This window comes from Micromonospora sp. NPDC085948 (genome assembly GCF_040686315.1).
GTDB lineage: Bacteria > Actinomycetota > Actinomycetes > Mycobacteriales > Micromonosporaceae > Micromonospora.
Genome location: NZ_JBFBJW010000001.1, coordinates 572,681 through 597,944 on the forward strand (window position 1 = coordinate 572,681; position 25,264 = coordinate 597,944).

General features: G+C 71.4%; 24 protein-coding genes and 1 pseudogene. 9 read left to right on the top strand and 16 right to left on the bottom strand.

Annotated features, from left to right (window positions below):
• Window position 1: 1 nt before the first annotated feature.
• A complete protein-coding gene (locus AB0O48_RS02725; protein ID WP_357241443.1) occupies window positions 2-1,075 on the bottom strand; it encodes an adenosine deaminase in 1,074 nt (357 codons plus the stop codon).
• Between the two features lie 148 nt (window positions 1,076-1,223).
• Between AB0O48_RS02725 and AB0O48_RS02730 the strand changes: the two genes are divergently transcribed.
• Entirely contained in the window at window positions 1,224-2,072 is an 849-nt protein-coding gene (locus tag AB0O48_RS02730) for a putative RNA methyltransferase (RefSeq protein ID WP_365062512.1), read from the top strand.
• A gap of 2 nt (window positions 2,073-2,074) precedes the next feature.
• On the opposite strand, the gene AB0O48_RS02735 is transcribed toward AB0O48_RS02730, so the two are convergent.
• The 3 genes from AB0O48_RS02735 to AB0O48_RS02745 all read right to left on the bottom strand — a co-directional run bounded on the left by AB0O48_RS02735 (window position 2,075) and on the right by AB0O48_RS02745 (window position 5,001).
• A complete protein-coding gene (locus tag AB0O48_RS02735; RefSeq protein WP_357241437.1) occupies window positions 2,075-2,755 on the bottom strand; it encodes a DUF4272 domain-containing protein in 681 nt (226 codons plus the stop codon).
• Between the two features lie 111 nt (window positions 2,756-2,866).
• Window positions 2,867-4,147, bottom strand: coding sequence for a thymidine phosphorylase (locus AB0O48_RS02740; RefSeq protein WP_357241434.1), 1,281 nt, complete (start codon window positions 4,145-4,147; stop codon window positions 2,867-2,869).
• A gap of 149 nt (window positions 4,148-4,296) precedes the next feature.
• The gene (locus tag AB0O48_RS02745) at window positions 4,297-5,001 is read right to left on the bottom strand and encodes a cytidine deaminase (RefSeq protein ID WP_357241432.1); all 705 of its coding nucleotides are present in this window, start codon (window positions 4,999-5,001) and stop codon (window positions 4,297-4,299) included.
• Between the two features lie 89 nt (window positions 5,002-5,090).
• Between AB0O48_RS02745 and AB0O48_RS02750 the strand changes: the two genes are divergently transcribed.
• Window positions 5,091-5,684: a TetR/AcrR family transcriptional regulator gene (locus AB0O48_RS02750; protein ID WP_365062515.1), complete on the top strand. Its 594-nt coding sequence runs from the start codon at window positions 5,091-5,093 to the stop codon at window positions 5,682-5,684.
• A gap of 4 nt (window positions 5,685-5,688) precedes the next feature.
• On the top strand, window positions 5,689-6,699 hold the full coding sequence (gene gap / locus AB0O48_RS02755; RefSeq protein WP_357241425.1) for a type I glyceraldehyde-3-phosphate dehydrogenase: 1,011 nt from the start codon (window positions 5,689-5,691) through the stop codon (window positions 6,697-6,699).
• Window positions 6,700-6,788: 89 nt separating this feature from the next.
• Here gap and AB0O48_RS02760 read toward each other — a convergent pair whose 3' ends face one another.
• The 6 genes from AB0O48_RS02760 to AB0O48_RS02785 all read right to left on the bottom strand — a co-directional run bounded on the left by AB0O48_RS02760 (window position 6,789) and on the right by AB0O48_RS02785 (window position 14,027).
• Complete coding sequence (locus tag AB0O48_RS02760) at window positions 6,789-8,069, bottom strand: ABC transporter permease (RefSeq protein ID WP_357572706.1); 1,281 nt, start codon at window positions 8,067-8,069, stop codon at window positions 6,789-6,791.
• Window positions 8,070-8,072: 3 nt separating this feature from the next.
• Window positions 8,073-9,437 carry an ABC transporter permease gene (locus AB0O48_RS02765; protein WP_357241419.1) on the bottom strand — a complete coding sequence of 455 codons (1,365 nt, stop codon included), beginning with the start codon at window positions 9,435-9,437 and terminating at the stop codon, window positions 8,073-8,075.
• Window positions 9,434-11,041, bottom strand: coding sequence for an ABC transporter ATP-binding protein (locus tag AB0O48_RS02770; protein ID WP_357572736.1), 1,608 nt, complete (start codon window positions 11,039-11,041; stop codon window positions 9,434-9,436). Before AB0O48_RS02770 ends, AB0O48_RS02765 begins: the two co-directional genes overlap by 4 nt.
• Before the next feature lie 187 nt (window positions 11,042-11,228).
• Complete coding sequence (locus tag AB0O48_RS02775; RefSeq protein WP_357242367.1) at window positions 11,229-12,296, bottom strand: BMP family ABC transporter substrate-binding protein; 1,068 nt, start codon at window positions 12,294-12,296, stop codon at window positions 11,229-11,231.
• A 277-nt stretch (window positions 12,297-12,573) separates the two neighbouring features.
• Entirely contained in the window at window positions 12,574-12,915 is a 342-nt protein-coding gene (locus tag AB0O48_RS02780; protein WP_357242364.1) for a hypothetical protein, read from the bottom strand.
• 101 nt (window positions 12,916-13,016) lie between these two features.
• Window positions 13,017-14,027 carry a hypothetical protein gene (locus AB0O48_RS02785; RefSeq protein WP_365062518.1) on the bottom strand — a complete coding sequence of 337 codons (1,011 nt, stop codon included), beginning with the start codon at window positions 14,025-14,027 and terminating at the stop codon, window positions 13,017-13,019.
• A 95-nt stretch (window positions 14,028-14,122) separates the two neighbouring features.
• Between AB0O48_RS02785 and AB0O48_RS02790 the strand changes: the two genes are divergently transcribed.
• From AB0O48_RS02790 to AB0O48_RS02805, 4 genes are all read left to right on the top strand, one after another.
• On the top strand, window positions 14,123-14,728 hold the full coding sequence (locus AB0O48_RS02790; protein WP_365062520.1) for a TetR/AcrR family transcriptional regulator: 606 nt from the start codon (window positions 14,123-14,125) through the stop codon (window positions 14,726-14,728).
• A 149-nt stretch (window positions 14,729-14,877) separates the two neighbouring features.
• Window positions 14,878-15,924, top strand: a complete 1,047-nt coding sequence (locus AB0O48_RS02795; RefSeq protein WP_357241410.1) for a LacI family DNA-binding transcriptional regulator — start codon at window positions 14,878-14,880, stop codon at window positions 15,922-15,924.
• A gap of 32 nt (window positions 15,925-15,956) precedes the next feature.
• On the top strand, window positions 15,957-17,591 hold the full coding sequence (locus tag AB0O48_RS02800; protein WP_365062522.1) for a glycoside hydrolase family 13 protein: 1,635 nt from the start codon (window positions 15,957-15,959) through the stop codon (window positions 17,589-17,591).
• A gap of 207 nt (window positions 17,592-17,798) precedes the next feature.
• Window positions 17,799-18,170: a VOC family protein gene (locus tag AB0O48_RS02805; RefSeq protein ID WP_357572712.1), complete on the top strand. Its 372-nt coding sequence runs from the start codon at window positions 17,799-17,801 to the stop codon at window positions 18,168-18,170.
• Window positions 18,171-18,182: 12 nt separating this feature from the next.
• Here the strand turns inward: AB0O48_RS02805 and AB0O48_RS02810 are convergent, their stop codons facing one another.
• The 6 genes and pseudogenes from AB0O48_RS02810 to AB0O48_RS02835 all read right to left on the bottom strand — a co-directional run.
• Entirely contained in the window at window positions 18,183-18,620 is a 438-nt protein-coding gene (locus AB0O48_RS02810; RefSeq protein WP_357241401.1) for a hypothetical protein, read from the bottom strand.
• A gap of 80 nt (window positions 18,621-18,700) precedes the next feature.
• A complete protein-coding gene (locus tag AB0O48_RS02815) occupies window positions 18,701-19,069 on the bottom strand; it encodes a GntR family transcriptional regulator (protein ID WP_357241398.1) in 369 nt (122 codons plus the stop codon).
• Between the two features lie 17 nt (window positions 19,070-19,086).
• Window positions 19,087-20,013: a YhjD/YihY/BrkB family envelope integrity protein gene (locus tag AB0O48_RS02820; RefSeq protein WP_357241395.1), complete on the bottom strand. Its 927-nt coding sequence runs from the start codon at window positions 20,011-20,013 to the stop codon at window positions 19,087-19,089.
• 79 nt (window positions 20,014-20,092) lie between these two features.
• Complete coding sequence (locus AB0O48_RS02825) at window positions 20,093-20,674, bottom strand: 2'-5' RNA ligase family protein (RefSeq protein WP_357241392.1); 582 nt, start codon at window positions 20,672-20,674, stop codon at window positions 20,093-20,095.
• Between the two features lie 13 nt (window positions 20,675-20,687).
• A complete protein-coding gene (gene trpS, locus AB0O48_RS02830) occupies window positions 20,688-21,713 on the bottom strand; it encodes a tryptophan--tRNA ligase (protein WP_357368459.1) in 1,026 nt (341 codons plus the stop codon).
• A gap of 204 nt (window positions 21,714-21,917) precedes the next feature.
• A pseudogene (locus tag AB0O48_RS02835) lies at window positions 21,918-22,895 on the bottom strand (hemolysin family protein); the annotation flags it as partial.
• A gap of 249 nt (window positions 22,896-23,144) precedes the next feature.
• Between AB0O48_RS02835 and galE the strand changes: the two are divergent.
• Both galE and galK read left to right on the top strand, forming a co-directional pair.
• Complete coding sequence (gene galE / locus AB0O48_RS02840; RefSeq protein WP_365063259.1) at window positions 23,145-24,077, top strand: UDP-glucose 4-epimerase GalE; 933 nt, start codon at window positions 23,145-23,147, stop codon at window positions 24,075-24,077.
• Complete coding sequence (galK, locus tag AB0O48_RS02845) at window positions 24,074-25,243, top strand: galactokinase (RefSeq protein WP_365062527.1); 1,170 nt, start codon at window positions 24,074-24,076, stop codon at window positions 25,241-25,243. Before galE ends, galK begins: the two co-directional genes overlap by 4 nt.
• The last annotated feature ends 21 nt before the right edge of the window (window positions 25,244-25,264 follow it).

The following is a 25,264-nucleotide window of genomic DNA, read 5'->3' on the forward strand; positions in this document are numbered from 1 at the left end:
ATCAGGCCAGCAGTTCGGCGTACGCCGGCTTGATCACCTCATCGATGATCCGCAGTCGCTCGTCGAACGGGATGAACGCGCTCTTCATCGCGTTGATGGTGAACCACTGCAACTCCTTCCAGCCGTAGCCGAACGTCTCCACCAGCAGCGACATCTCCCGCGACATCGAGGTGCCGCTCATCAGCCGGTTGTCGGTGTTGACGGTGGCCCGGAACCGCAGGTCCCGCAGCAGGCCGATCGGGTGGTCGGCGATCGAGGCCACCGCACCGGTCTGCACGTTCGACGAGGGGCACAGCTCCAGCGGGATCCGCTTGTCCCGGACGTACGCGGCCAGCCGGCCGAGCGAGCCGTCGGGGGCGATGTCGTCGACGATCCGGACCCCGTGGCCGAGCCGGTCCGCCCCGCACCACTGGATCGCCTGCCAGATCGACGGCAGACCGAACGCCTCGCCGGCGTGGATGGTGAAGTGGAAGTTCTCCCGTTGCAGGTATTCGAAGGCGTCGAGGTGCCGGGTGGGTGGGAAGCCCGCCTCGGCGCCGGCGATGTCGAAGCCGACCACCCCGGCGTCCCGGTGCCGCACGGCCAACTCCGCGATCTCCTGCGAGCGGGCCGCGTGGCGCATCGCGGTGAGCAGTGTGCCCACCCGGATGGTCAGGCCCGCCTCGACGGCCTGGGCGGTGCCCTCGGCGAACCCGGCGAGCACCGCCTCGACGACCTCGTCCAGGGTCAGATCCTGCTCCAGGTGCTGCTCGGGGGCGAAGCGCACCTCGGCGTAGACCACCCCGTCGGCGGCCAGGTCCAGTGCGCACTCGCGGGCGACCCGACGCAGCGCGGACGGGGTCTGCATGACCGCCACGGTGTGCGCGAACGTCTCGAGATAACGCTCCAGGGACCCGGAGTTGGCGGCGTCCGCGAACCATCGTCCGAGCGCCTCGGGATCGGTGGTGGGCAACTCGTGGCCCACCACCGCGGCCAGGTCGACGATCGTCGCCGGCCGTAGCCCGCCGTCCAGGTGGTCGTGCAGCAGCGCCTTCGGAACCTTGACAATGTCCTCGTACCGGATAGTTGCGACCATCCTCAGACCCTAGCCAGCGACGGCGGTGACCGGGGGTGGCAGGTCGCCTGAGGTCCCGACCCGGCCCGGATCGGCCCGAACTAGGCTGAACGGCATGGAAGCACCGCGGTGAGGGGCCGCCCGCGACACCGCTCGGCGGCGGCCTGACGTGGACCCACGCATCCTCGACCGGTTGCGCTGCCCGGTCTGCGGCGACCCACTGGGGCAGGCCACCGACACGAGGGCGTTGCGCTGCCCGCGCCGGCACAGCTTCGACATCGCGCGCCAGGGCTACGTCAACCTGCTCACCGGTCGGTCCCCGCACGTCGGTGACACCGCCGAGATGGTCGCCGCCCGTGCGGAATTCCAGGCCGCCGGGCACTACGACGTCATCTCGGCCGCCCTCGCCGCCGCCGCGAGTCGGGCCGCGCCCGACGTCGGGGCGTACCCCCTGGTGGTGGATGCCGGCGCCGGCACGGGCCGCTACCTCGGCGCGGTGCTGGCGGCGCTGCCGGACGCCGTGGGTCTGGCCCTGGACGTGTCCAAGCCGGCGCTGCGCCGCGCGGCCCGCGCGCACCCCCGGGCCGCCGCGGCGCTCGCCGACACCTGGCAGCGGCTGCCGCTCGCGGACGCCTCGACCGCCGTGCTGCTGAACGTCTTCGCCCCGCGTAACGGCCCGGAGTTCCACCGCGTGCTCGACCCGGCCGGCACCCTGCTGGTGGTCACACCCGACACCGACCACCTCAGCGAGTTGGTGGGTGCCCTGGGCCTGCTGCGGGTGGATCCGGACAAGGCCGACCGGGTGACCGGCAGTCTGGGCGGGCACTTCACCGCGGTCAGCTCGGCGGTGCACCGGGCGGAGCTGGCCCTGACCCGGCCGGAGGTCGCCACCGTGGTCGGGATGGGCCCCAGCGCGTGGCACACCGATCCGGCCGCGCTCGCCACCCGGCTGGCCGCGCTGCCCGAACCGGTCCGGGTCACCGTGGCGGTGCGGGTGGACGCCTACCGACCCCGCTGAGCTCAGGTGGAGAGGTCGACCTCTTCCCAGCCGGGCGGCTCGTCGTGGTACGGCCCGCGCAGGATCACCGCCCACTCCAGCGCCCAGCGGCGCTGCCCGATCGCGTTCGCGTCGATCAGGCCCGGCGCCCGCAGGCCACCGCGCTCGGTCTCCAGGTACGCCCAGTCCAGGCAGTAGTGCAGGTCGAGCAGGGCGGCCGCGTCGGCCGGGTGCTGTGGCGCGGTGAGGATCCGGGACCGCCAGTGCGGGAACGTCTCTCCCTCGGCGATGTGCGGCAACCGCTCGACCAGGCGCTCGTCGACGGCGAGCGTCGGGTCGAGCTGCTTGCTCAACCCGAGCACCCAGGCCAGGGCGAAGAGCGCGTCGTGGTGCAGCACGAACGAGCGGTGGTCGCCCTTGCCGCCCATCACGAACTGCCACTCCGGCGGTGTGACCATCTCGACCAGGTGCGAGCCGAGCAGCCAGCTCATCGCCGCCTCCGGGGGCATCCCGAAGCAGCGCGCCAAGATCAGGTGCAGCACGGCGATCCGCGCCTCGATCTCCACAGTGGGGCGCAGGTCGATCTCGTCACCCGGCTCCCAGACCAGCGGGAACTGGGCCGGCGGCAACGGCAGACCGAGCCGGGACAGCTCGTCCAGGCTCGCCTCGCGCACCTCGCGTGGGTCGGGAGCAGCAACGGTCACGGCGGGTCTTCCTGTCTGCTCGCGCCGGCTCAAGGCCGGTTGTCCCCCCTTGGCCTGCGACAATAGCGCTACCAGGTGACCGGCACCATGGCACCCCGACCCCCGGTCCGGTCAGCCGATGCGCTCGATGACCAGCGGCGTCGCGGCCGCGGCGGTCGACGCGATCCGTACCGCGTCGGCGGCCTCGGCCAGCGCCGCCGGAATCCGCGTCGGGTCCTCGGCGCGCAGCTCGTAGAGGGGGTCACCGGCCCGTACCGGGTCACCCGGCCGCTTGTGCAACACCACACCGGCCGGCACGCTGACCGGGTCCTCCTTGCGAGCCCGACCCGCGCCGAGCCGCCACGCCGCAACCCCCATGGCGTACGCGTCGACGGCGGCGACGTGTCCGTCCCGCTCGGCCCGGACCACCTCGACCTCGTTGGCGGTCGGCATCGGCGCGTCCGGGTCGCCGCCCTGCGCACGGATCATCGCCCGCCAGGAGTCCATCGCCCGGCCGTCCCGCAACGCGGCCGCCGGGTCGGCGTCGGGCAGGCCGGCCGCGTCGAGCATCTCCCGGGCCAGGGCGAGGGTCAGTTCCACCACGTCGGCGGGTCCACCACCGGCCAGCACCTCGACCGACTCGGTCACCTCCACCGCGTTGCCGATCGCCAGACCGAGCGGGGTGGACATGTCGGTGAGCAGGGCGACAGTTCGCACGCCGTGCGCGCCACCCAACTCGACCATCGTGCGGGCCAGCTCGCGGGCCTGGTCGACGGACTTCATGAAGGCACCCGAGCCGACCTTGACGTCGAGGACCAACGCGCCGGTGCCCTCGGCGATCTTCTTGCTCATGATGGAGCTGGCGATCAGCGGGATCGCCTCCACGGTGCCGGTCACGTCGCGAAGCGCGTACAGCTTGCGGTCGGCGGGGGCGAGCCCCGCGCCGGCCGCGCAGATCACCGCGCCGACCTCGTCGAGCTGGGCGATGAACTCGTCGTTGCTCACCGTGGCCCGCCAGCCCGGGATGGATTCCAACTTGTCGAGCGTGCCGCCGGTGTGCCCGAGCCCTCGGCCGCTCAGCTGCGGCACGGCCGCGCCACACGCCGCCACCAACGGGGTGAGCGGCAGCGTGATCTTGTCGCCCACGCCGCCGGTGGAGTGCTTGTCGACAGTCGGCCGGCGTACCGCCGACAGGTCCAGCCGCTCACCGCTGGCGATCATCGCGGCGGTCCACCGGGCGATCTCCGGGGCGGTCATGCCGTTGAGCAGGATCGCCATGGCCAGCGCCGACATCTGCTCGTCGGCGACGACCCCCCGGGTGTACGCGTCGACCACCCAGTCGATCTGCGCGTCCGACAGCACCCCGCCATCCCGCTTGACCCGAATAACGTCAACAGCAGCAAAACCGCTCACTTTGTGGTTCCTTCTCACGTCGTCGTGCAGATCCAGACCGGCGGCCCGTGCCCAGGTCAGGGCGGGGGCCGACCGTGCCCGGCGGAGGGATCAAGCCTGACCGCCCGGAGCCGGGCACGGTCGGCCCCCGCCCCCAACCGCAACCACAATCAACCCCAGCGAACCGGGATCTCCAAAGGCGGCTCACCCTCGCCAGCCCAGAAGATCGTGCCGGTCGCGTCGACCACCACCACACGCGGTGTCCGGGCCAGACCCCAGGTGATCGCCTCGGCCGGGTCGTCCCAGCTCGGCGCCTCCTCCAGCACACCGGTCTCGGCACCGACGTCGTCGCCGGCCGACCGCTCCCAGTACGCCGTCCAGACCTGCTGCCCGGCGGACATGTCCGGATGCACGAAGACGGTGCCGCGCCCACGCCAGGCGGCCAGCCGCTCCGGGACCACCGGCACCGGCGTCTCCCCGGTGACGGCCTCCAGGTCCTCCACACCGAAGGCGTGCGGCAGCAGCTCGGCCATCCGCAGCGGGCGGGTCTTGCTCTCGATCAGGCACTCCGGCCCGCCGTGCTCCCAGAGCAGCTGCCGGCAGCGACCGCACGGCATCAGCGGCTCACCTGTCGCGTCGACGCAGGACAGCGCGACGAGTCGACCGCCACCGGTGGCGTGCAGGCTGGAGACCACCCCGCACTCGGCGCAGAGGGTCACCCCGTACGCGGCGTTCTCCACGTTGCAGCCGACCACCACGCGGCCGTCGTCGACAAGCGCGGCCGCGCCGACCGGGAACGTCGAGTACGGCGCGTACGCGTGCCGCATCGCGTCGGTGGCGGCGGCCCGCAAGCGCGCCCAGTCAATGTCGGTCATGCCACCATTCTGCCCAAGCAGCCCAGGTCAGGAGCGGGCAGGGCGGGGTCCGCAGGCGGACTGTACCTACTGGTATGTACAGTGACGCCATGGACTCGCGACAACTACTCGTCGACACGATGGGGCAGCTCATGTGGGAGCGCGGCTACGCCGACACCAGCCCGCGTGACGTTCGCGAACGGTCCGGCGTGGGCCAGGGCAGCATGTACCACCACTTCCCGACCAAGCGGGATCTCGCGCTCGCCGCACTTGAGCGCAACGTCGCCGACCTGCTGCCGGCCGCGTCCGAACTCGACGGTCCGGGCGACCCGATGGCTCGGATCGAGGCATACCTGATGCGTCCCCGCGACGCCCTCAAGGGCTGCAAGGTCGGCCGGATGACCCAGGACCCGCAGGTCCGCGAGGACCCGGTGCTGCTCGCCCCGGTGGCGCGCGCGTTCGCCCAGGCCCGCGCCCGCTGGGTCACGGTGCTGCGCGAGGCCGTCGCGGCGGGCGAACTGCGGGACGACCTCAACCCCGAGCAACTCGCCAACACCCTGATGGCCGTCCTACAGGGCGGCTACGTGCTCGCGATCGCCCAGCAGGACCCCGGCCCGTTCGACGATGCCCGCGAAGGCGCTCTCAGCCTTCTTCGGGCGGCAGCACCAGCCGGGCTCGCCCACGAGAACAACAGGAGGAACTGAAGCCATGACGGTACGCATCGGCATCAACGGGTTCGGACGGATCGGGCGCACCTACCTGCGCGCGGCCCTGGCCAACAACGCCGACGTCGAGGTGGTCGCGGTGAACGACCTCACCGATGCCCGCACGCTGGCCACCCTGCTCGAGTGGGACTCGGTCTCCGGCCATCTGGACGGCGTCGCCTACGACGGCGACGCGATCGCCGTTCAGGGCACGCGCATGAGGGTCTTCGCGCAGTCCGACCCGGCCACCATCCCCTGGGGGGACGTCGGCGCCGACGTCGTGATCGAGTCCACCGGCCACTTCACCGACGGCGGCGCGGCGGCGGCCCACCTCAAGGGCGGCGCGAGGAAGGTCATCATCTCGGCGCCGGCCAAGGGGGACGTCCCCACGTTCGTTCTCGGAGTGAACGACGAGAGCCTCGACCCGGACAGCCACGACGTCTTCTCCAACGGCTCCTGCACCACGAACTCGCTGGCACCGCTCGCGAAGGTGCTCAACGACTCGTTCGGCATCGAGTCGGGACTGATGACGACGATCCACGCCTACACGGGCGACCAGCGGCTCCACGACGCGCCACACTCCGACCTGCGCCGCGCCCGCGCGGCGGCCCTCTCGACAATCCCGACGTCGTCGGGCGCGGCGAAGGCGATCGGCAAGGTCATCCCGGAGCTCGACGGGCGCCTCACCGGCGCCGCACTGCGCGTACCTGTCGCGACGGGCTCCATCACCGACCTCACCGTGGTCCTCCGCCAGCGCGCCGACGTCCAGGACGTCAACGCGGCGTTCCGCGAGGCGGCCGCATCCCCGGGGCTGCGGCGCTACCTGCAGTACTCCGAGGCGCCCCTGGTCTCGGCGGACATCGTCGGCAACCCCTACTCGTCGATCTTCGACGCGCCGCTGACCGAGGCAGTCGGCAACCAGGTCAAGGTGTTCGGCTGGTACGACAACGAGTGGGGCTTCTCCAACCGCCTCGTGGAGTTCTCCGAGCGCATCGGAGCGACGGCGGCGGCCTGACGCACCACGGCGTACCCGGGACGTGTCCGGGTGGGCGAGCGCGCTGCGGCGTGCCCGGCGGGACGTCCCGCCGGGCACGCCTTCGCGCGTCAGCCCTTGATGTACGGCTTGCCGTCGGCGGCCGGTGCCCGAACCCGGCCGACCAGCCCGGCGACCGCCAGGATCGTCGCCAGGTAGGGCAGCATGGCCAGGAACTGGCTGGGGATCGAGCTGCTGATCGCGCCCAGGTAGGTGGCGAGCTGGTCGGCGAACCCGAAGAAGAGCGCGGCGAGCAGCGCGCCGGTCGGGTTCCACCGGCCGAAGATCAGCGCGGCCAGGGCGATGAAGCCCTTACCGCCGATCATGTTCTTGGTGAACGAGTAGAGCGCCAGCGTGTAGGAGGCGCCGCCGATGCCGGCGACCACCCCGGCCAGCAGCACGTTGCGGTAGCGCACCCGCAGCACCTTGACGCCGAGCGTGTCCGCGGCGATCGGGTGTTCGCCGACCGAGCGGGTCCGCAGACCCCACCGGGTCCGGAACAACCCGATGTGGATCACCAGCACCAGCAGCAGGCCCAGGTAGAGGAAGATGTTGCCGCGGAACAGCGCCGGCCCGAGCACCGGGATGTCCTTCAGCAACGGGATCTCCCAGTTGCTGAAGCGGGGCGCGCTGTTGTATCTCGCCGCGTCGGTCTGCATCAGCCGCTCGTAGAGGAACCCGGTGACGCCGACCGCCAGCAGGTTCAGCACGATGCCCATGACGACCTGGTCGACCAGGTAGCGGATCGCGAAGACGGCCAGCAGCAGCGAGATGAACGCGCCGCCGATGGCGGCGGCGACCAGTCCCACCCAGACGCTGCCGGAGATGCTGCCGAAGAGCGCGCCGCTGAAGGCGCCCATCAGCAACTGGCCCTCGATGGCCACGTTGACCACGCCGGAGCGTTCGCAGAGCACCCCGGCGAGCGCACCGAAGATCAACGGTAGGGCCAGGATGAACGTGCCCCGGATGATGTTGACCAGCGGCATGAAGTTCTGCCCGGCCGGCGCGGCGGAGACCTGCCAGCAGAGGAACGAGAGCACGAAGCCGACCAGCCCGACGCCGAGCACCGGGAGGAACCACCGCTTCGGTACCCCGGCGAGCAGCGCCGCGCCGGCGGCGATCGCGATGATCCCGAACAGGATCGCCCCGATCGTGCCGTTGATCTCCAGTGCGGCGCCGGCCGCGTCGTCGCTGAGGGTGAATCGGGCCTGCTGGTCGGTGGCGAGCGCGCCGAAGAGCACCGCGGCCAGCAGGCCGAGCCCCAGCAGTGTGAGGCCGACCTTGCGGCTTCGCGTCCAGAAGCCCTCGTCGACCGGGGCGACCGCGATGTCGGGGACAGCCATGGTGGACATGAGTTACCAGCCCTTCGCCAGGCTCGTCTGCAACCGGGCGGCGCGCGCGGCCCGGAGCTGGAAGATCGCCTTCACCAGGGCCGGCGCGGCGATGAAGATGACGATCAGCGCCTGGAGCACGGTCACCAGCTCCAGCGAGATCCCGGAGTACGACTGCATCCGGTTGCCGCCGGCCTGCAACGCCCCGAACAGCAACGCGGCCAGCAGCACCCCCCAGGGCTTCACCCGCCCCAGCAACGCCACCAGGATGCCGTCGAAGCCGATCTGCGCGACCACCAGCGGGGTCAACGCGCTGGCGGTCGAGCCCAGCACCATGTTCGAGCCACCGAGGCCCGCCAGGATGCCGGCGAAGACCATGATCAGGATGTACGTCCGCGTGACGCTGATGCCCGCGGTGCGGGCGGCGTCCGGGTTGGCGCCGACCGCCCGCAGCTCGAAGCCGAGCGTCGAACGGTTCAGCAGCCAGGCGACCCCCCAGGTGGCCAGCACGGCGATCAGGATGCCGGCGTGCACCCGCAGGTTGTCGCCGAGCAGTCGGGGCAGCTGGGCGGAGGTGTCCACCGCCTTGCTGATCGCGTCGGTACGGTTCGGGTCCTGCACGCCGTTCTGCACGATCAACCAGGTGAGGAAGTACGTGGCGACGTAGTTGAGCATGATCGTGTTGATCACCTCGTGCGCGCCGGCACGGGCCTTGAGGATGCCGGGGATGAAACCCCAGATCGCTCCGCCCAGAGCGCCGGCCAGCACCGCCACCAGCAGGTGCAGGCCGGGCGGCAGGGGCAGCAGGAAGCCGGCCAGGGCCGCCATGATCACACCGATGGTGGCCTGACCCTGGGCGCCGATGTTGAACAGGCCGCCCCGGAAGGCCAGCGCCACCGACAGGCCGGTGAAGACGAGCGGCGCGGCGTAGGTGAGCGTCTCCGAGATCGGCGCGAGCACGGCCTGCCAGCTACCGGTGCCGTTCACCCAGCCGGAGAACGCCTCGGGGTCGAAGACCGAGCCCTTGAACAGGTTGGCGTACGCCTCGCTGACGAGCGTCCAGCTGGAGTTGATCGCGTCGGACGGTCGGGAGGTGATGTACGAGTACGTGGACAGCACGGTCGGATCAGAAATGATCATCAGCACCGCGCCGACCACGATCGCCAGCACCAGCGACAGCAGGGTCACCGTGAAGGTGTTGGCCGCCCAGAGGTTGTCCATGAACAACCGGCCCAGACTCGGCTTCTGCTCCGGCGTGGACGTTGAGCCGCCCGGCTCGGTCGCCACCTCGGCCCGTTCGGTGTTGCCGAGCGTGTTCTGCGCGGCCTGCGCCTCGCTCGCCGGCTCCTTGTCCGGCGAGCCGGGCTGCGGGGTTGGGGGGTTGGTCATGCCTCGTCCTCGCTCGCGGAGCCCGGGTCGCTCGCCGGGCTCCCGTCGGTGGCCGGCCCGTCGCTGGGCACGGCGTCCGGGTCGCGCTCGTGGGCCGCGTCCGGGCTGATGCCGGCCATCAGTAGGCCGATCTCCTCGCGCGGGGTGTCCGGGCCGACGATCCCGATGATCCGACCGCGGTACATGACGGCGATCCGGTCGGCCAGCCCGATCACCTCGTCGAGCTCGCTGGAGACCACCATGACGGCGGTGCCGATGTCCCGCTCGCGGATGATCTGGCTGTGGATGAACTCGATCGACCCGACGTCGACGCCACGGGTCGGCTGGGCGGCGATGAAGAGCTTCAGGGGCCGGGACAACTCCCGGGCCACGATCACCTTCTGCTGGTTGCCGCCGGAGAGGGTGCCGACCGCCGCGTCGGCCGATGAGGTACGGACGTCGAACTGCTCGATCCGCTCCTTCGCCGAGGCGGCGATCGCCTCCGGCTTCAGCGCGAGCCCGGCACCGAACGGCGGCCGGTCGTAGATGTCCAGCACCAGGTTCTCCGCGACGCTGAACTCCTTGACCAGGCCGTCCACGCTCCGGTCCTCGGGCACGTAGCCGACGCCCGCGCGGAGCACCTTCTTGGGCTTCCAGCCGTCGATCCGGTCCCCGACCAGGCTGACCGTGCCGGCGAGCACCGGGCGCAGGCCCATGATCGCCTCGATCAGCTCGGTCTGACCGTTGCCCTGTACGCCCGCCACGCCGAGCACCTCACCGGCGCGCACGGTCAGGTCGATGCCGTCGACCGCGCGGATCTGCCGGTCGTCGTCGACGACGAGCCCGGCCACCTCCAGCACCGGGTCGCCCGGCGTGGCCGGGGTCTTGTCCACGGTGAGCCGGACGTTGCGCCCGACCATCAGGGCCGCCAGCTCGTCCCGGCTGGCCTGCGGCGAGGCGGTGCCGACGGTCTTTCCGCGTCGGATCACCGTGATCCGGTCGGCGATGGCCTTGACCTCGCCCAGCTTGTGGGTGATGAAGACGATCGACTTGCCGGCCGCCTTGAGCGACCGCATGACCGTCAACAGTTCCTCGGTCTCCTGCGGCGTGAGCACGGCGGTCGGCTCGTCCAGGATGAGCAGGTCGACGTCGCGGGTGAGCGCCTTGACGATCTCGACACGCTGCTGGATGCCGACCGGCAGGTCCTCGATCACGGCGTCCGGGTCGACCCGCAGGTTGTAGCGCTCGGACACCTCGGTGACCTCGCGCCGGGCGCGACGGCGGTCCAGGAAGCCGGCGATGCCGCCCCGGGTCTGCTCGGCGCCGAGCATGATGTTTTCGGCGACGGTGAAGACCGGCACCAGCATGAAGTGCTGGTGCACCATGCCGATCCCGGCGCCGATCGCGTCGGACGGGCCCTTCAGCTTCAACGGCTTGCCGTCGACCAGGATCTCGCCCTCGTCGGGCTGGTAGAGCCCGTAGAGCACGTTCATCAGTGTCGACTTGCCCGCGCCGTTCTCGCCGAGCAGGGCGTGAATCTCTCCAGGCTCCACCGTCAGGTCGATGTGGTCGTTGGCGACCAGATCACCGAACCGCTTGGTGATGCCGCGCAGTTCGAGTCTCAGCGCAACCTCCTGGAGTGCGAGCGATGGTGCAGCCTAGCTGCCGTCGACCCGACCGGAGCGGCCGGTTGACGTGGTGCGCGATCGGCCGCTCCGACCCCACGGTCACCCGCGGGGCCAGAGCGGCCGGTCGGTCGTACCTGTCCCCCGCCGACCCCCCGATGATCTCATTGGAGGGGCCAGCCGGTCGTCACTTGGTCGGCTGGGCCTTCGAGGTGACGGTGATGGTGCCGGCGGCGATGTCCGCCTTGATCTTGTCGACCTCGGCCTTCAGCTCGGCCGGAACCTTGCTGTCGAAGTCGTGGTACGGGGCGATCGAGACACCACTGTTGGCCAGGGTGCCGACGAAGCCCGGCTTGGCCGGCAGCTTGTCGCCGGCGGCGGCCTTGACCACCGCCTCCTTGACGGCGTCCGGGATGTTCTTCACCACGGTGGTGATGATCGCCGAGCAGTCCGGGGTGCTCTCGCAGCCGTCGACGTCCACCCAGATGGTGCTGTACTTGCCACCCGAGGCCTTGGCCGCGGCGGTGGTGCCGAGGCCGGAGCCGCCGGCGACCGGCATGATGATGTCCGCGCCCTGGGCGACCAGCGCGTCGGAGACCTTCTTGCCCTCGTCCTGCTTGGCGAAGTCGTTGGTGAAGGAGCCCTTCTGGGTCTCCTTGTTCCAACCCAGCGCCTGGACGTTCTTGCCCTTGGTGGTGTTGAAGTACTTCACACCGTCGACGAAGCCGTCCATGAAGATGGTGACCGGCGGGATCGGCAGACCACCGTAGGTGCCCACCTTGCCGGTCTTGGTCATTCCGGCGGCCAGGTAGCCGGCCTGGAACGCGGCCTGCGCGGTGTCGAACTGCATCGGGTAGACGTTCTCCAGCTCGGAGCCGGAGTCCACGATGCCGAACTCCTGGTTCGGGTTCGCCGTCGCGATCTTCTTGGTGGCGTTGGCCATCAGGCCACCGACCGCCAGGATGAAGTTGCACTTCTGGTTGACGTACTGCGTCAGGTTCGGCTCGTAGTCGGCCTCGGCCTTCGACGCGACGAACTTGATGTCGATGTTGTCGTTGGCGGCCTTGGCCTCCTGCAGACCCTTCCAGGCCGAGGTGTTGAACGACTTGTCGTCGATGCCGCCGACGTCGGTCACCATGCAGGCGCTGAACTTCTTGGCGCCACTGCCGGCGTTGTTGTCATCCTTGGGGGCCTCGCCACAAGCGGCGGCGGTGAGCGCGAGCCCACCCACCGCGAAGATCGAGGCGATCCGCATCCCACGCACCGAGCGCAAGACGTCTCCTTCCCATTGCTCACCGCGCCTAGTGCGGTGGCAGCCCATCAGCCGACCTGCGGTGTGCCGCCGGCTGTCCCACGTTACGGACGGGAGCGTACGCCCGCGCCCACCCACCGGCCGACAATCGTGCACGACTGTTGAGCGCCTGTTACCCGGGTGTAACCCTTGCGTGGGGCAAGTCACGCTTCGTGCTGGTAAGCGAGTCCCAGGGCGTCCGCAACGTCCGGATTTTCGGGGCCGGTCCCCCCCTCGGACGTTACCGCCAAAAGACCGCGACCGCCGCGTTGACCAGGGTCAGACCGACGATCGCGAGGAAATGACCACGGTTTACCACGTCCCGCTTCCGGGAGAAGAAGACCATGACGAAGATCAGCAGCGCGATGACCAACTTCGTCACAAGTTTCGCCGGCGCCGGCTCGTCGCCGTCGCGCAGCGGCGCGGAGAGGCCGAGCCCGGTCAGCAACTGGATCACCGCCCCCCAGAGCATCGCCGGGTTGATCCGGATCCGGCCACTGAGGTACTGGGCGATCGAGCCGCCGAGCAGCAGGGCGAAGCCGATCAGATGGACATAGAGGAGGATGAGTCGCAGTGCTTCCACGTCGCTCATCCTTCCCTATCAACGACAGTTTGTAGTAGGGGGGCGCGCCGACCCGGCACGCCCCGCCCGACGAGCAGGCACCCGGCCTGCGGCCGGACCGATCAGGCCGCGGCCACCGCGGAGCGCTCGGCCGCCGCCGGACCGCCGACCACCGGCGCCGATCCGGCCCGCCGGGCGAGTAGCACCAGGAGCAGCCCCGCCACTGCGTACCCGGCGAGGATCGCCACCGCCTGCCCGGCACCGGCGCCATCGAAGAAGGCGGCGGAGCGCAGCGCGGTGCCGCCCGCGCCGACCGGCAGCCACTGCCCGATCTCGCCCCAGGGCTGCGGCAACAGTTCGGGAGCGGCGGAGACAGCCGAGAGCGGGTTGCCGACCAGGAACACCAGCAGCGCGCCGAGGCCGATCCCCGGCCGGCCGAGCACCGCACCCAGCCCGGCGACGGTGGCCGCGGCGGCGAGTGTGAAGAGGCCGATCATGCCCCCCTCGGCGAGCCGGCTCCCGTCGATCACGCCAAGCCAGTCGTGCAGCACGACAACCCCCGCCACCCCGGCGAGCACGGCGTAGGCCGCCAACCCGGCCAGCCGGGCGGTCCGCCCGCGCACGAGCAGGGTCAGCAGCGCACCGGCCAGCAGGCTGGTCATGGCGAACGGCAGGAAGCCGGCGGCGAATCCGGCACCCCGGGGGTCGTCCGGATCGGCGGGGACCACCGACACCACCGGGACCGGCCGGCCGCCGGAGACCTGCCCGGCCGCCTCAGCGAGAAGTACGGCGACCATCGGGCTGGCGGCCGGCGCGGTGTGCAGGGCCACACCGTCCGGGCCGGCGACGAAGGCCGCGTAGACCTCGCGGTCGCGCAGCGCCCGGTCGGCCGCTTCGGCGTCCGGCAGGGTGGTCACCACGAACGCGCCGGGCCGGGCCGCGGCGAGCCGGCCGCCCAGGTCTCCGGCCACGGGTGCCGGCCCAGCAACGGCGATCGGCAGGTCGCGGGGGGCGAGGTTGGCCGCCGGAGCGGCGAAGAGCGGTACGAGCAGCGCCTGCACCGCCACCGCCAGGAGGGCGACCAGGAGGGCGAGCTGCAACGGCGAACGGCTGCGGGTGGGTGACGGGGGCATGGCAATCTCCTAAAACGAACGCTCGTTCTTTGTAGAAGAGTGCGCCGCGAGCCGCCGCTGCGTCAAGAACGAGTGTTCGCTTTACACTGTGCGACGTGCCACGGGTCTCCGAAGAACACCGCACCGCCCGCCGCCGGCAGATCGTCGAGGCCGCCCGCCGGTGCTTCCTGCGGGAGGGCTTCCATCGCACCTCGATGCAGGACGTGATCGCCGAGGCCGATCTCTCGGTGGGCGCGGTCTACCGCTACTTCCCGAGCAAGACCGACCTGATCAACGCGATCGCCGAGCAGGCGATCGGCGGCGCGGGTCAGGTGCTCACCGAGCTGACCCGGCAGGACCCGCCACTGCCGCTGCTGGCGGTGCTCGACCGGGTGCTGGCGTACGTCGAGACCCAGCTCGACGAGGATGGTGCGCTGCGCATCGCGATCCAGGTCTGGGGCGAGTCGCAGCGCGACCCGGCACTGGCTGCCTTCGTCGCCGACACGTACACGGGCTTCCGTGAGCACTTCACGGCCCTGGTCCGGCGGGCCCAGCGGTCCGGCGAACTCCCCGCCCACGCCGACCCGGAGGCCACCGGGGCTGCGCTGTTCGGCCTGGTCCCGGGCTGGTTCATCCAGCGCCTGCTGACCGGCGTCCCGGACCGCGCGACCTACCTGACCGGAGTGGCGGCCCTGCTCGGCGCGACCCCGCGATCGTCCTGAACCCCCGCGTCGAACCTTCGCACCGACCAGCAGGGGCGCGAGCCCGAGCTCAGCTCTCGCATGCTGCGGGGGCACAGCAAGGCGTTGCAGATTATGGAAGGGCTTGCAGAGCACGCGGCAAGAACTTGCCGGTGGGCTAAAGTGCCGCCATGCGCGCTCGACTGTCCGACATCGCCCAGCAGGCCGAAGTCAGCGAGGCCACGGTGTCGCGGGTGCTCAACGACCGCCCCGGCGTGGCGCCGGAGACCCGGCAGGCCGTCCTCACCGCACTGGACGTGCTCGGCTACGAGCGCCCGGCCCGGCTGCGCAAGCGCAGCGCCGGGCTGGTCGGCCTGGTGGTGCCGGAGCTGGACAACCCGATCTTCCCCGCCTTCGCCCAGGTCATCGAGTCGACCCTGGCGCAGAGCGGGTTCACCCCGGTGCTCTGCACCCAGACCGCCGGCGGCGTGACCGAGGACGAGTACGTGGAGATGCTGCTGGACCGGCAGGTCTCCGGCATCGTCTTCGTCTCCGGTCTGCACGCCGACACCGCCGCCAACCACGACCGCTACCGGGCGCTGCTCGCCCGGCCGCTGCCGGTGGTGATGATCAATGGACACGTGCCGGACGTCGGCGCCCCCTTCGTCTCCTGTGACGACCGGGAGGCCGCCGAACTGGCCGTCGCCCACCTGGTCGCGCTCGGGCACCGACGGATCGGCCTGATCACCGGCCCGGACCGGTTCGTTCCGGTGCAGCGCAAGGTGTCCGGCTGGCGCTCGGCGATGACCCGACTCGCCGGTGTGGCGGAGGCCAACCTCGGCCCACTGGCCGAGCTGTCGCTGTTCGGTGTGGAGGGTGGCGAGGCGGCGGCCGGCCGGCTGCTCGACCGCGGCGTCACCGGCATGGTCTGCGGCTCCGACCTGATGGCGCTCGGCGCGATCCGGGCGGCCCGCCAACGCGGCCTCCGGGTGCCCGACGACGTCTCCGTGGTCGGCTACGACGACTCGCCGCTGATGGCGTTCACCGACCCGCCGTTGACCACCATGCGGCAACCGGTCACCGCGATGGCGGTGGCCGCCGTCCGCGCCCTGGTGGACGAGATCAACGGGTACGGCGCTCCGCACTCGGAGTACCTGTTCCGCCCGGAGCTGGTGGTGCGCGGCTCCACCGCGGTCGCGCCGAGCACCGCGCGTCTGCCTTACGCAAGATCTGCTTGACTCTTGCAGCTCCGGGGCGGCATATTGCTCCGATGATCAGCACCGCCACCCCGTCGCACACCGATGATCACCGCTGGTGGCGTTCCGCGGTCGTCTACCAGGTGTACGTCCGCAGCTTCGCCGACAGCGACGGCGACGGCACCGGCGATCTCCAGGGCATTCGGCAACGCCTGCCGTACCTGCGCGACCTCGGGGCGGACGCGCTCTGGCTGACACCCTTCTACACCTCCCCGATGATCGACGGCGGGTACGACGTCGCCGACTACCGGGACGTCGACCCGATGTTCGGCACCCTCACCGACTTCGACGCGATGATCACCGACGCGCACGCCCTCGGTCTGCGGATCATCGTCGACCTGGTGCCCAACCACACCTCCCACGCGCACCCGTGGTTCACCGCCGCCCTCGCCGCCGGCCCCGGCTCGCCGGAGCGGGCCCGCTACCTCTTCGCCGAGGGCCAGGGCACGCACGGCGAACTGCCCCCGAACGACTGGGAGAGCATCTTCGGCGGCCCCGCCTGGACCCGGGTCGCCGACGGCCAGTGGTACCTGCACCTGTTCGACCCCGCCCAGCCGGACCTGAACTGGCGTCACCCGGAGGTCCGTGCCGAATTCGAGGACGTGCTGCGGTTCTGGCTGGACCGGGGCGTGGACGGATTCCGCGTCGACGTGGCACACGGCATGATCAAGGCCGAGGGGCTGCCGGACGTCGGCTTCAGCACGACGACCACCGGCCAGCGCCAGGTCGAGCTGCTCGGCAGGGGCCGGCTCCCCTACTTCGACCAGGACGAGGTGCACGAGATCTACCGCGCCTGGCGACCCATCCTGGACAGCTACCCCGGGGGTCGGATGGCGGTCGCCGAGGCGTGGGCCGAGACGCCCCAGCGCCTGGCCCGCTACATCGGTCCGGACGAGTTGCACCAGGCCTTCAGCTTCGACTTCCTCGACGCCACCTGGTCGGCCGACTCGTTCCGCAAGGTGATCGACACGGCTCTGGCCGAGGCGAGCGTCGTCGGAGCGCCGACCACCTGGGTGCTGTCCAACCACGACAAGCAGCGGCACGTCACCCGCTACGGCGACGGTGTCGAAGGGCTGCGCCGAGCCCGCGCCGCCAGCCTGCTGATGCTCGCCCTGCCCGGCTGCGCCTACCTGTACCAGGGCGAGGAACTGGGCCTGCCGGAGGTCCTCGATCTTCCGGACGAGTTGCGCCAGGACCCGGCGTTCCTGCGCACCGGCGAGAGCCGCGACGGCTGCCGGGTGCCCATCCCGTGGAGCGGCGAGCTGGCCCCGTACGGCTTCGGCCCGGCCGGCAGCGAGCTGAGCTGGCTGCCCGCCCCGGCAACCTGGCGGGCACTGTCCGTCAGCGCGCAGACCGGCGTGCCCGACTCGACGTTGGAGCTGTACCGGACCGCGCTGCGGATCCGCCACCAGCACCCGGCCTTGGCCGACGAGGCCGACGGGATCACCTGGCTGGAGAGCGAGCCGGGCGTGCTGGCCTTCACCCGCATCGCCGGCGACAGCACGCTGATCTGCGTGGTCAACCTCAGCGGCACGCCGGTCAGGATCGACGGGTACGGTCAGCCGCTCGTCGCCAGCGACGCCCTCACCGGACCGGACGGCGACCACCTGCTGCCGATTGACGCGGCTGCCTGGTTACAACGGCGCTGAACGGGTAACAACCACTCGACCTGGTCGTTCGTTGTGCCCCGCGCCGACGGGCGGCTGGGCTACCGACCCCTTGTGGTGGGGGGTGAGGTGTCACCGGCGCCACGCGGAGTTCGCTCCGCGTGGCGCCGGTGTCCGTGTGGCCGCTGTCGGTGTGGCGCGCACCCGTCGTGGGTACCGCATCGGACACCGTCGCTACGGAGGTGACCGATGGGGGTACGGATCGCGCAGTGCACGCTCGATGTCGAGGATCTGGACGTGATGGTCACGTTCTGGTCCGCGGCGCTCGGCTACGAGGTCGAACGGGGCGACGACGGCAGCGCCAGGCTCTGGCCACCGGGGCGGACGCCGGCCACCGCCCCCACCGTGTGGTTGCAGGGCTCGGGCACCGCCAAGCGGGGCAAGAACCGACTGCACCTCGACCTGGTCGCGGACGCGGACCCCGAAACCGAGGTACGACGGCTGCTGAGCCTCGGTGCGCGGCACGTCGACGTCGGGCAGACCGGGACCGAACGGTTCACGGTGCTCGCCGACCCGGAGGGCAACGAGTTCTGCGTGCTGGACGGTCCGCCGACCCGCTGACGGCCCCCGCTGTCACTTCGCGGTGAGCAGCGCCGCGATCCGGGTGAAGCCGTCGCGTACCTCGGCCTCGTCCGGCGGCTCGGTGGGCGCGCCGTGGCCGGCCTCGTCGGCGGCCGCGTCCAACTCCTCGTCGATCACGTCCTCGAAGTCGCCGTACAGGTCGGCGCCCTCGACCTGGCGGGCCTCGTCCTCGGCGGCGACCTGCGCGGCGGCGATCTCACTGCGGATCTCGTCGGCGGACAGTGCCGGCAGCAACGGCTCCACGACCGCCATCAGTTGCTCCTCGGCCACCACCGCCTCGGCCAGCGCCAACGCGTGCGGCCGCTCGTACGGCCCGCAGACCACCGGCTCCCACTCGTCGAGGTCACCGAGCGGACCGAAGGTGATGATCCAGGGCAGCCCGAGGAGCGGCGAGTCGGCCGGCAGGTCCAGTGTCATGAGTGCGCCCACCGGCTCATCATGGTCCGCGAACGCGAGCGTCGGCGGCTTTCGGCTCAGTTTCCGCCCGTCCGGTGGGCGGTCGGCGACGGTCAGCCGGGGCGGACGGCGTCCAGAGCGGCGCGGACCAGGGCGAGCGCGGTGGCCGGCGGCACGCCGAGCCGGGCCGCCTCGGCCGCATAGCCGGCCGCCGCCCGCTGGAGCCGGTCGACGGCGTCGTCCCGCCCGGGGGCGACGAACGTGCCGTTGCGCCCCCGGGTCTCCAGCAACCCCGCCGCCTCCAACTCCCGGTACGCCCGGGCCACCGTGTTCGCGGCCAGCCCGAGGTCGGCGGCGAGCTGCCGGACGGTGGGCAGTCGACACCCGACCGGCAGCCGACCGTCGCCGATCAGCTCGGCTAGTTGCCCCCTGACCTGCTCGTACGGCGGCACCGACGAGTCCGCGTCGACCGAGATCAGCATCTGTACGCCTTCCGTCCTCAGCTCGCACCGCCTGGCGTACCGGGATCGGTGTCCTCGTCGACCACGCCCGCCGGGACGGCGGCCTCCGCCAGGTCCACGACCCGACCGTTCCTGCTGGTGGCGAGGAGCGCGGCACCGAAGAGCACCAGTTGGTTGAGCAGATAGAGGTACAGCAGCAGCCCGACGGCGCCGGCCACCACCGTGTACGCCGGATTCCGCTCGGTACGCACCACGTAGTACCGCCCCACCGTGTTCAACAGGGTGATGCCGACGGCCACCAACAGCACCACCGGGCGCAACCGGGACCGGCTCATCCGCAGCCGGGGCACCGCGAGGAGCAACGCGGTGGCGAGGACCGCGTTGACGAGCACGCTGAGCACCGCGCTGATCGTGGTGAGACCCACCGACCCGGTGCTGCGCAGCAGGAAACGCAGAAACGACTCCAGCGCGTCCACCGCCGCGACCGAGAGGCCGAGCAGCACGAAGATGCCGATCATCACGCCCAGGTCGACCAGCCGCCGGATCACCAGATTGCCCGGCTGCTGGTTGAGGTCGTACATCAGCCGCTGCGAGGAGCGGATGGCCTCCACCCAGCCGATCCCGGTGAAGACCAGGATGACCAGGCCGACCACACCGACCGTGCCGCTGGAGTTGGCGATCTGCTCGGCGTCCAGGAAGGGCAGGTTCTCCTTGAGGAAATCGGCTGCCGCCGCACTGACGTCGTCGTTGTCCTCCAGGATCGCGCCGAAGATGGAGAACGCGACAAGGGCGAGGGCGAACACCGCGAAGAAGCCGTAGTAGGCGATCGCGGCGGCCAGCCGCCCGGCCAGCACCTCGCCGTACAGGGTGCCGGCGCGCCACACGTGATCGAAGAGCCCCGACCGGTGGCGCGCGGCGCTCACCCAGCGGTCGATGCCCGCTTCGATCCAGCCGATCACGTTCACGCGATCATCCTCGCCGATCTCCCACCGCCGTAGTGGCAACCGGCTTCCGATGCGCACCGACCGGCGCGTCGCCGACGGTTCAGGTGCCGAGGCGGAAGTCCCGACGCGGCTGCCACCGGGCCTCCCCGCTGTGCGAGAAGAGAGTGAACGCATCGACCTCGAACATCGCGGAGAAGTCGGCCAGATCCTCGTACACCCGGTCCAGTGTCTCCGGTGCCACGTCCTGCGCCACGGTGACGTGCGGATGGTACGGGAAGCGGGCCTTGCGGTGTAGGTCCGGCGTCGAGGTGATGGCGGCGGCCAGCAACTCACACTCGCTGATGCCGGCTGCCACCGCGACGAACACCACCTGGGTGACCGGACGGAACGTACCGGTGCCCCGCAGGTGCAGCGCGAACGGCAGGTGCGTGGCGGCGACGGCGGCCAGGTGCCGCTCGACGGCGGGCAGGCTCGTCGTCTGGATCTCGGTCGGCCCGAGCAACGTCACGTGCGCGGGCACCGCGAGTGGGTCGCCGGCCTCGACCCGGCGCCTGGTGAGCTGGGCACCCCAGGGCTCGGGAATGTCCACCGCGATGCCGATCTGGATGGTGTCGCCGGTCGGCGGCACCCCGCCACTGCGATCCACGCTTCGCGCCGCCCCTCCGGCCACCGACCCGTTCATCTGTCCCGCGGAGCTACTCGCCGCGCACGGGCGGGAAGAACCCGACCCGCTCGTACGTGGACCGCAAGGTCTCCGCCGCCACCGCGCGGGCCTTCTCCGCGCCGGCGGCGAGCAGCTTGTCCAACTGGGCCGGGTCGTCGAGGTACGCGCGGGTGCGCTCCTGGACGGGACGGACGAACTCCGCCACCACCTCGGCCAACTCCTTCTTCAGGTCGCCGTAGCCTCGGCCGGCGAACGCGGCCACCAACTCGTCGATGCCGCGGCCACTGAGCGCCGAGTGGATGGTCAGCAGATTGGACACCCCCGGCTTCGTCTCGGCGTCGAAGACGATCTCCCGACCGGTGTCCGTGACCGCCGACCGGATCTTCTTCGCGGACCGCGCCGGATCGTCCAACAGGTCGATGATGCCGGCCGGTGAGGACGACGACTTCGACATCTTCGCCGTCGGGTCCTGCAGGTCGGTGATCTTCGCGGTGTCCTTGACGATGTGCGGGGCGGGCACCGTGAACGTTGGGCCGAACAGCGAGTTGAACCGCTGGGCCAGATCCCGGGACAGCTCCAGGTGCTGGCGCTGGTCCTCGCCGACCGGCACCGCGTTGGCCTGGTAGAGCAGGATGTCGGCGGCCTGCAGGACCGGGTAGGTGAACAGCCCGACGCTGGCCCGCTCGTTGCCCTGCTTCTGCGACTTGTCCTTGAACTGGGTCATCCGGCTGGCCTCACCGAAGCCGGTGATGCAGCCGAGCACCCAGGCCAACTGCGGGTGCTCGGGCACCTGCGACTGCACGAACAGGGTGCTGCGCTCCGGGTCGAGCCCGACCGCGAAGAGCTGGGCGGCGGCCACCCGGGTCCGTTGGCGCAGCAGCGCCGGGTCGTGCCCCGCGGTGATGGCGTGCAGGTCGACCACGCAGTAGAACGCGTCGTGGGTTTCCTGCAACGCCACCCAGTGCCGCACCGCGCCCAGATAGTTGCCGAGGTGGAACGAGTCGGCCGTCGGCTGGATGCCGGAGAAGACGCGGGGACGGGCGGGAACGTCGGACATGGCGATAATTCTGTCAGCAAGCAACCGGGTCCGTCATGACGGGCCGGCGGGTCGGCCGTGGCCCGCCGGTGTCGGGGTGCTGACCTCGGGTGGCGCGCCCGGACCGACCCGGCGCGTCGGCCCGTCCGGCAACCCGTGGCGCTGTCCGGCCACCGTCTCCCGCGCCGGCCCGACACGGTGCTCGCGGCGCTGCTCGGTGTCCTGCTCGCGGCGCTGCTGTTCCGGCACCCGGACGGCGGAGACCGCGAGCCGGGCCACCCGCCGGCCGTCCAGCGCGAGGACCCGCAGCAGCCAACCGCCCGGGGGAGCGGCCGGATCCGGCCCGCCGACGTCGGCCGACTCACCGGACACCGGCACCTCGTCGCCAGTGACCGGCAGCCGACCCAGCGCCGCCATCACGAACCCGCCGACCGTCTCGTACGGCCCGGCGGGTAAAGCCACCCCGGTCCGTTCGGCGAAGTCAGCGAGGTTGAGGCGGCCGTCCACCACGGCCGGCAGGCCGGTGTGCACCGGGTCCGACGTGGTGTCGTACTCGTCGCGGATCTCGCCGATCAACTCCTCGATGAGGTCCTCCAGCGTGACGATGCCGGCGGTGCCGCCGTACTCGTCGACCACCACGGCCAGGTGCTGGCCTTCCCGGCGCATCTCGGTCAGCGCGGGTAGCACCCGTTTGCTTCCGGGAAGTCGCTTCACCTCCCGGGCCAGTTCGCCGACGGTGGCACACGAGTCGGCGTCCGGCCGCAGCAGCACGTCCCGGAGGTGCACGAAGCCGACCACGTCGTCGTGGGTGCCGTCGGTGACCGGGTAGCGGGTGTGCGTTTCGGCGCGGACCAGCCGGGCGGCCTCGGCGATGGTGAGCCGCGCCGGGAGGAAGACGACCTCGGTGCGCGGCATCATCACCTCGCGGATCAGGCTGGCGCCGGCCACCAGGACCTCGTCGATGATCCGCCGTTCGTCCGGGTCGAGCACGGTGTTCGCCGCGACCAGGTCCCGCAACTCGGCCTCGGTGATGCGCTCCCGGCCGGCCGCCGGTCCGGCGCCGAGCAGGTCGGTGACGAGTCGGGAGGCGCCGTCGGCGGTGCGGACCAGCACGCGGGCCACGGCTCGGGCGAGCGGCCCGGGGTCGCGGCGGGGCCGCACCCGCACGCGTCGCCGGAGCCCGGTACGGGCCGCTTCCCGCATGACAGAGATGGTAGACACCGTTCGCTCACCGCACCGGGGATCGGGCGGAGCGGACCGCCTATGTTCGGGTCTGTTTAATCATGAGAGTTTATGATGGAATGAGGATGGCGGTGCCGTCGGTACGGGCACCGACCGCCACCCTAGGGTGATCAGCGAAGGCCCCGTCCCGGGCGGGCCAGGCAGGAGGCAAACGACGTGAAACTGCTCGTCACCGGGGGGGCCGGCTTCATCGGCAGCGTAGTGACCCGGATGCTGCTCGACGCGGGTCACGAGGTGGTCGTCCTGGACGACCTGCGCACCGGGCACCGCGAAGCGCTCGCCCCGGACGCGACCCACGTCGAGGCGTCCATCCACGACGCCGCCCGCGTCCTCACCGCCGACGCCGGCTTCGACGGCGTGCTGCACTTCGCGGCCCTGATCGCCGCCGGCGAGTCGATGGTCAAGCCGGAGCTGTACTGGCAGAACAACACCGTCGGCACACTCGCCCTGATCGACGCGGTCCGGGCCGCCGGGGTGCCCCGCATGGTCTTCTCCTCCACCGCCGCCGTCTACGGCAACCCCACCGAGCTGCCGATCCCGGAGAGCGCGGTCAAGGCACCCACCAACACGTACGGCGCCACCAAGCTCGCCGCCGACATGGTGCTCACCTCCGAGACGATCGCGCACGGGCTGGCCGCCGTGTCGCTGCGCTACTTCAACGTGGCGGGCGCCCACCTCGACGGCGACGTCGCGCTCGGTGAACGACACGACCCGGAGACACACCTGATCCCGATCGCGCTGGAGGTCGCCGCCGGCCGGCGGGAGAAGCTCCAGCTCTTCGGCGACGACTACCCCACCCTGGACGGCACCTGCGTCCGCGACTACATCCACGTCGCCGACCTGGCCCGCGCGCACCTGCTGGCGCTGGGGGCGGCCACCGGCGGGCAACACCGGATCTACAACCTGGGCAACGGCAACGGTTTCACCAACCGCCAGGTCGTCGACGTGGTCCGCGAGGTCACCGGGCACCCGCTGCCGGTCGAGGTGGCCCCGCGCCGCGAGGGAGACCCGGCCGAGCTGGTCGCCTCCTCCGCGTTGGCCCGCGACGAGCTGGGCTGGGTGCCGCAGAAGCCGACCCTGCACGACATGGTCGGTGACGCCTGGGCCTTCTACCGCACGCACATCCTGGAGCAGCAGCCGTGACCGACCCCACGCGCGCCGTGGAAGACCGGGCCGCCGCCGGCTTCACCAGGCAGTACGGCGGCCAGGCCGCTGGCCGCTGGGCGGCTCCCGGCCGGGTCAACCTGATCGGCGAGCACACCGACTACAACGAAGGGTTCGTGCTGCCCTTCGCGCTGCCGTTGCGTACGGTCGTCGCCGCCGATCGGCAGGACGCGGAGCAGTGGACGGTCTGGTCCGAGCTGTCCGGCGAGACGATCACCTTCGGGGCGGACGACGTCGCCGAGGCGGGTCGGGTGACCGGCTGGGGCGCGTACGTCGCCGGGGTGGTCTGGGCGCTGCGCGAGGCCGGTCACCGGGTTCCGGGCGCACGGCTGGCCATCGCCTCCGACGTACCGCTGGGCTCCGGGCTCTCCTCCTCGGCGGCACTGGAGTCGGCGGTGCTGGCCGCCCTGCTCGACCTGGGTGGGCTGGAGCTGCCCGCGGAACTACAGCCCCGGCTGGCGCAGCGGGCGGAGAACGTCTACGTGGGCGCGCCGACCGGAATCATGGATCAGTCCGCCGTGATCCGCTGCCGTGCCGGGCACGCCCTGTTCCTGGACTGCCGCGACGAGTCGGTCGAGCAGATCCCGTTCGACCTGGACGCCGCCGGGCTGGCGGTGCTGGTCATCGACAGTCGGGCGCCGCACCGGCACGCCGACGGTGAGTACGCTGCCCGCCGCCGCTGCTGCGAGGCCGGGGCCAGCGCGCTCGGCGTCCCCGCGCTGCGGGACGTGGGCGTCGACCAGCTCGAGACCGCGCTGGCCCAGCTCGACGACGAGGAGACCCGCCGACGGGTCCGGCACGTGGTCACCGAGGACCAACGCGTACTGGACACGGTGGCTCTGCTGCGCGCGGCCCGGGTGCGCGACATCGGCCCGCTGCTCACCGCGTCGCACGTCTCCATGCGCGACGACTTCGAGATCACCGTGCCGGAGATCGACACGGCGGTCGAGGCGGCGTTGGCGGCCGGCGCGCTGGGCGCCCGGATGACCGGCGGCGGCTTCGGCGGCTGCGTCCTGGCCCTGATCGAAGCCGACCGCGCCGACGAGGTCACCGCCGCCGTCGAGGCCGCCTACGCCGAGCGAGGTTTCACCGCCCCCGGCACCGTGACGGTCCTTCCCTCCCCCGGCGCCACCCGCCTGCCGTAACCCTGCCCACCCACACCCACT

What these genes read in the sequence shown, in the direction of transcription:
- AB0O48_RS02725 (WP_357241443.1), bottom strand. Translation starts at nt 1,075, where the DNA reads ATGGTCGCAACTATCCGGTACGAGGACATTGTCAAGGTTCCGAAGGCG.
- AB0O48_RS02745 (WP_357241432.1), bottom strand. Translation starts at nt 5,001, where the DNA reads ATGACCGACATTGACTGGGCGCGCTTGCGGGCCGCCGCCACCGACGCG.
- AB0O48_RS02750 (WP_365062515.1), top strand. Translation starts at nt 5,091, where the DNA reads ATGGACTCGCGACAACTACTCGTCGACACGATGGGGCAGCTCATGTGG.
- gap (WP_357241425.1), top strand. Translation starts at nt 5,689, where the DNA reads ATGACGGTACGCATCGGCATCAACGGGTTCGGACGGATCGGGCGCACC.
- AB0O48_RS02760 (WP_357572706.1), bottom strand. Translation starts at nt 8,069, where the DNA reads ATGTCCACCATGGCTGTCCCCGACATCGCGGTCGCCCCGGTCGACGAG.
- AB0O48_RS02765 (WP_357241419.1), bottom strand. Translation starts at nt 9,437, where the DNA reads ATGACCAACCCCCCAACCCCGCAGCCCGGCTCGCCGGACAAGGAGCCG.
- AB0O48_RS02775 (WP_357242367.1), bottom strand. Translation starts at nt 12,296, where the DNA reads ATGCGGATCGCCTCGATCTTCGCGGTGGGTGGGCTCGCGCTCACCGCC.
- AB0O48_RS02785 (WP_365062518.1), bottom strand. Translation starts at nt 14,027, where the DNA reads ATGCCCCCGTCACCCACCCGCAGCCGTTCGCCGTTGCAGCTCGCCCTC.
- AB0O48_RS02795 (WP_357241410.1), top strand. Translation starts at nt 14,878, where the DNA reads ATGCGCGCTCGACTGTCCGACATCGCCCAGCAGGCCGAAGTCAGCGAG.
- AB0O48_RS02800 (WP_365062522.1), top strand. Translation starts at nt 15,957, where the DNA reads ATGATCAGCACCGCCACCCCGTCGCACACCGATGATCACCGCTGGTGG.
- AB0O48_RS02805 (WP_357572712.1), top strand. Translation starts at nt 17,799, where the DNA reads ATGGGGGTACGGATCGCGCAGTGCACGCTCGATGTCGAGGATCTGGAC.
- AB0O48_RS02815 (WP_357241398.1), bottom strand. Translation starts at nt 19,069, where the DNA reads ATGCTGATCTCGGTCGACGCGGACTCGTCGGTGCCGCCGTACGAGCAG.
- AB0O48_RS02825 (WP_357241392.1), bottom strand. Translation starts at nt 20,674, where the DNA reads ATGAACGGGTCGGTGGCCGGAGGGGCGGCGCGAAGCGTGGATCGCAGT.
- trpS (WP_357368459.1), bottom strand. Translation starts at nt 21,713, where the DNA reads ATGTCCGACGTTCCCGCCCGTCCCCGCGTCTTCTCCGGCATCCAGCCG.
- galE (WP_365063259.1), top strand. Translation starts at nt 23,145, where the DNA reads ATGCTGCTCGACGCGGGTCACGAGGTGGTCGTCCTGGACGACCTGCGC.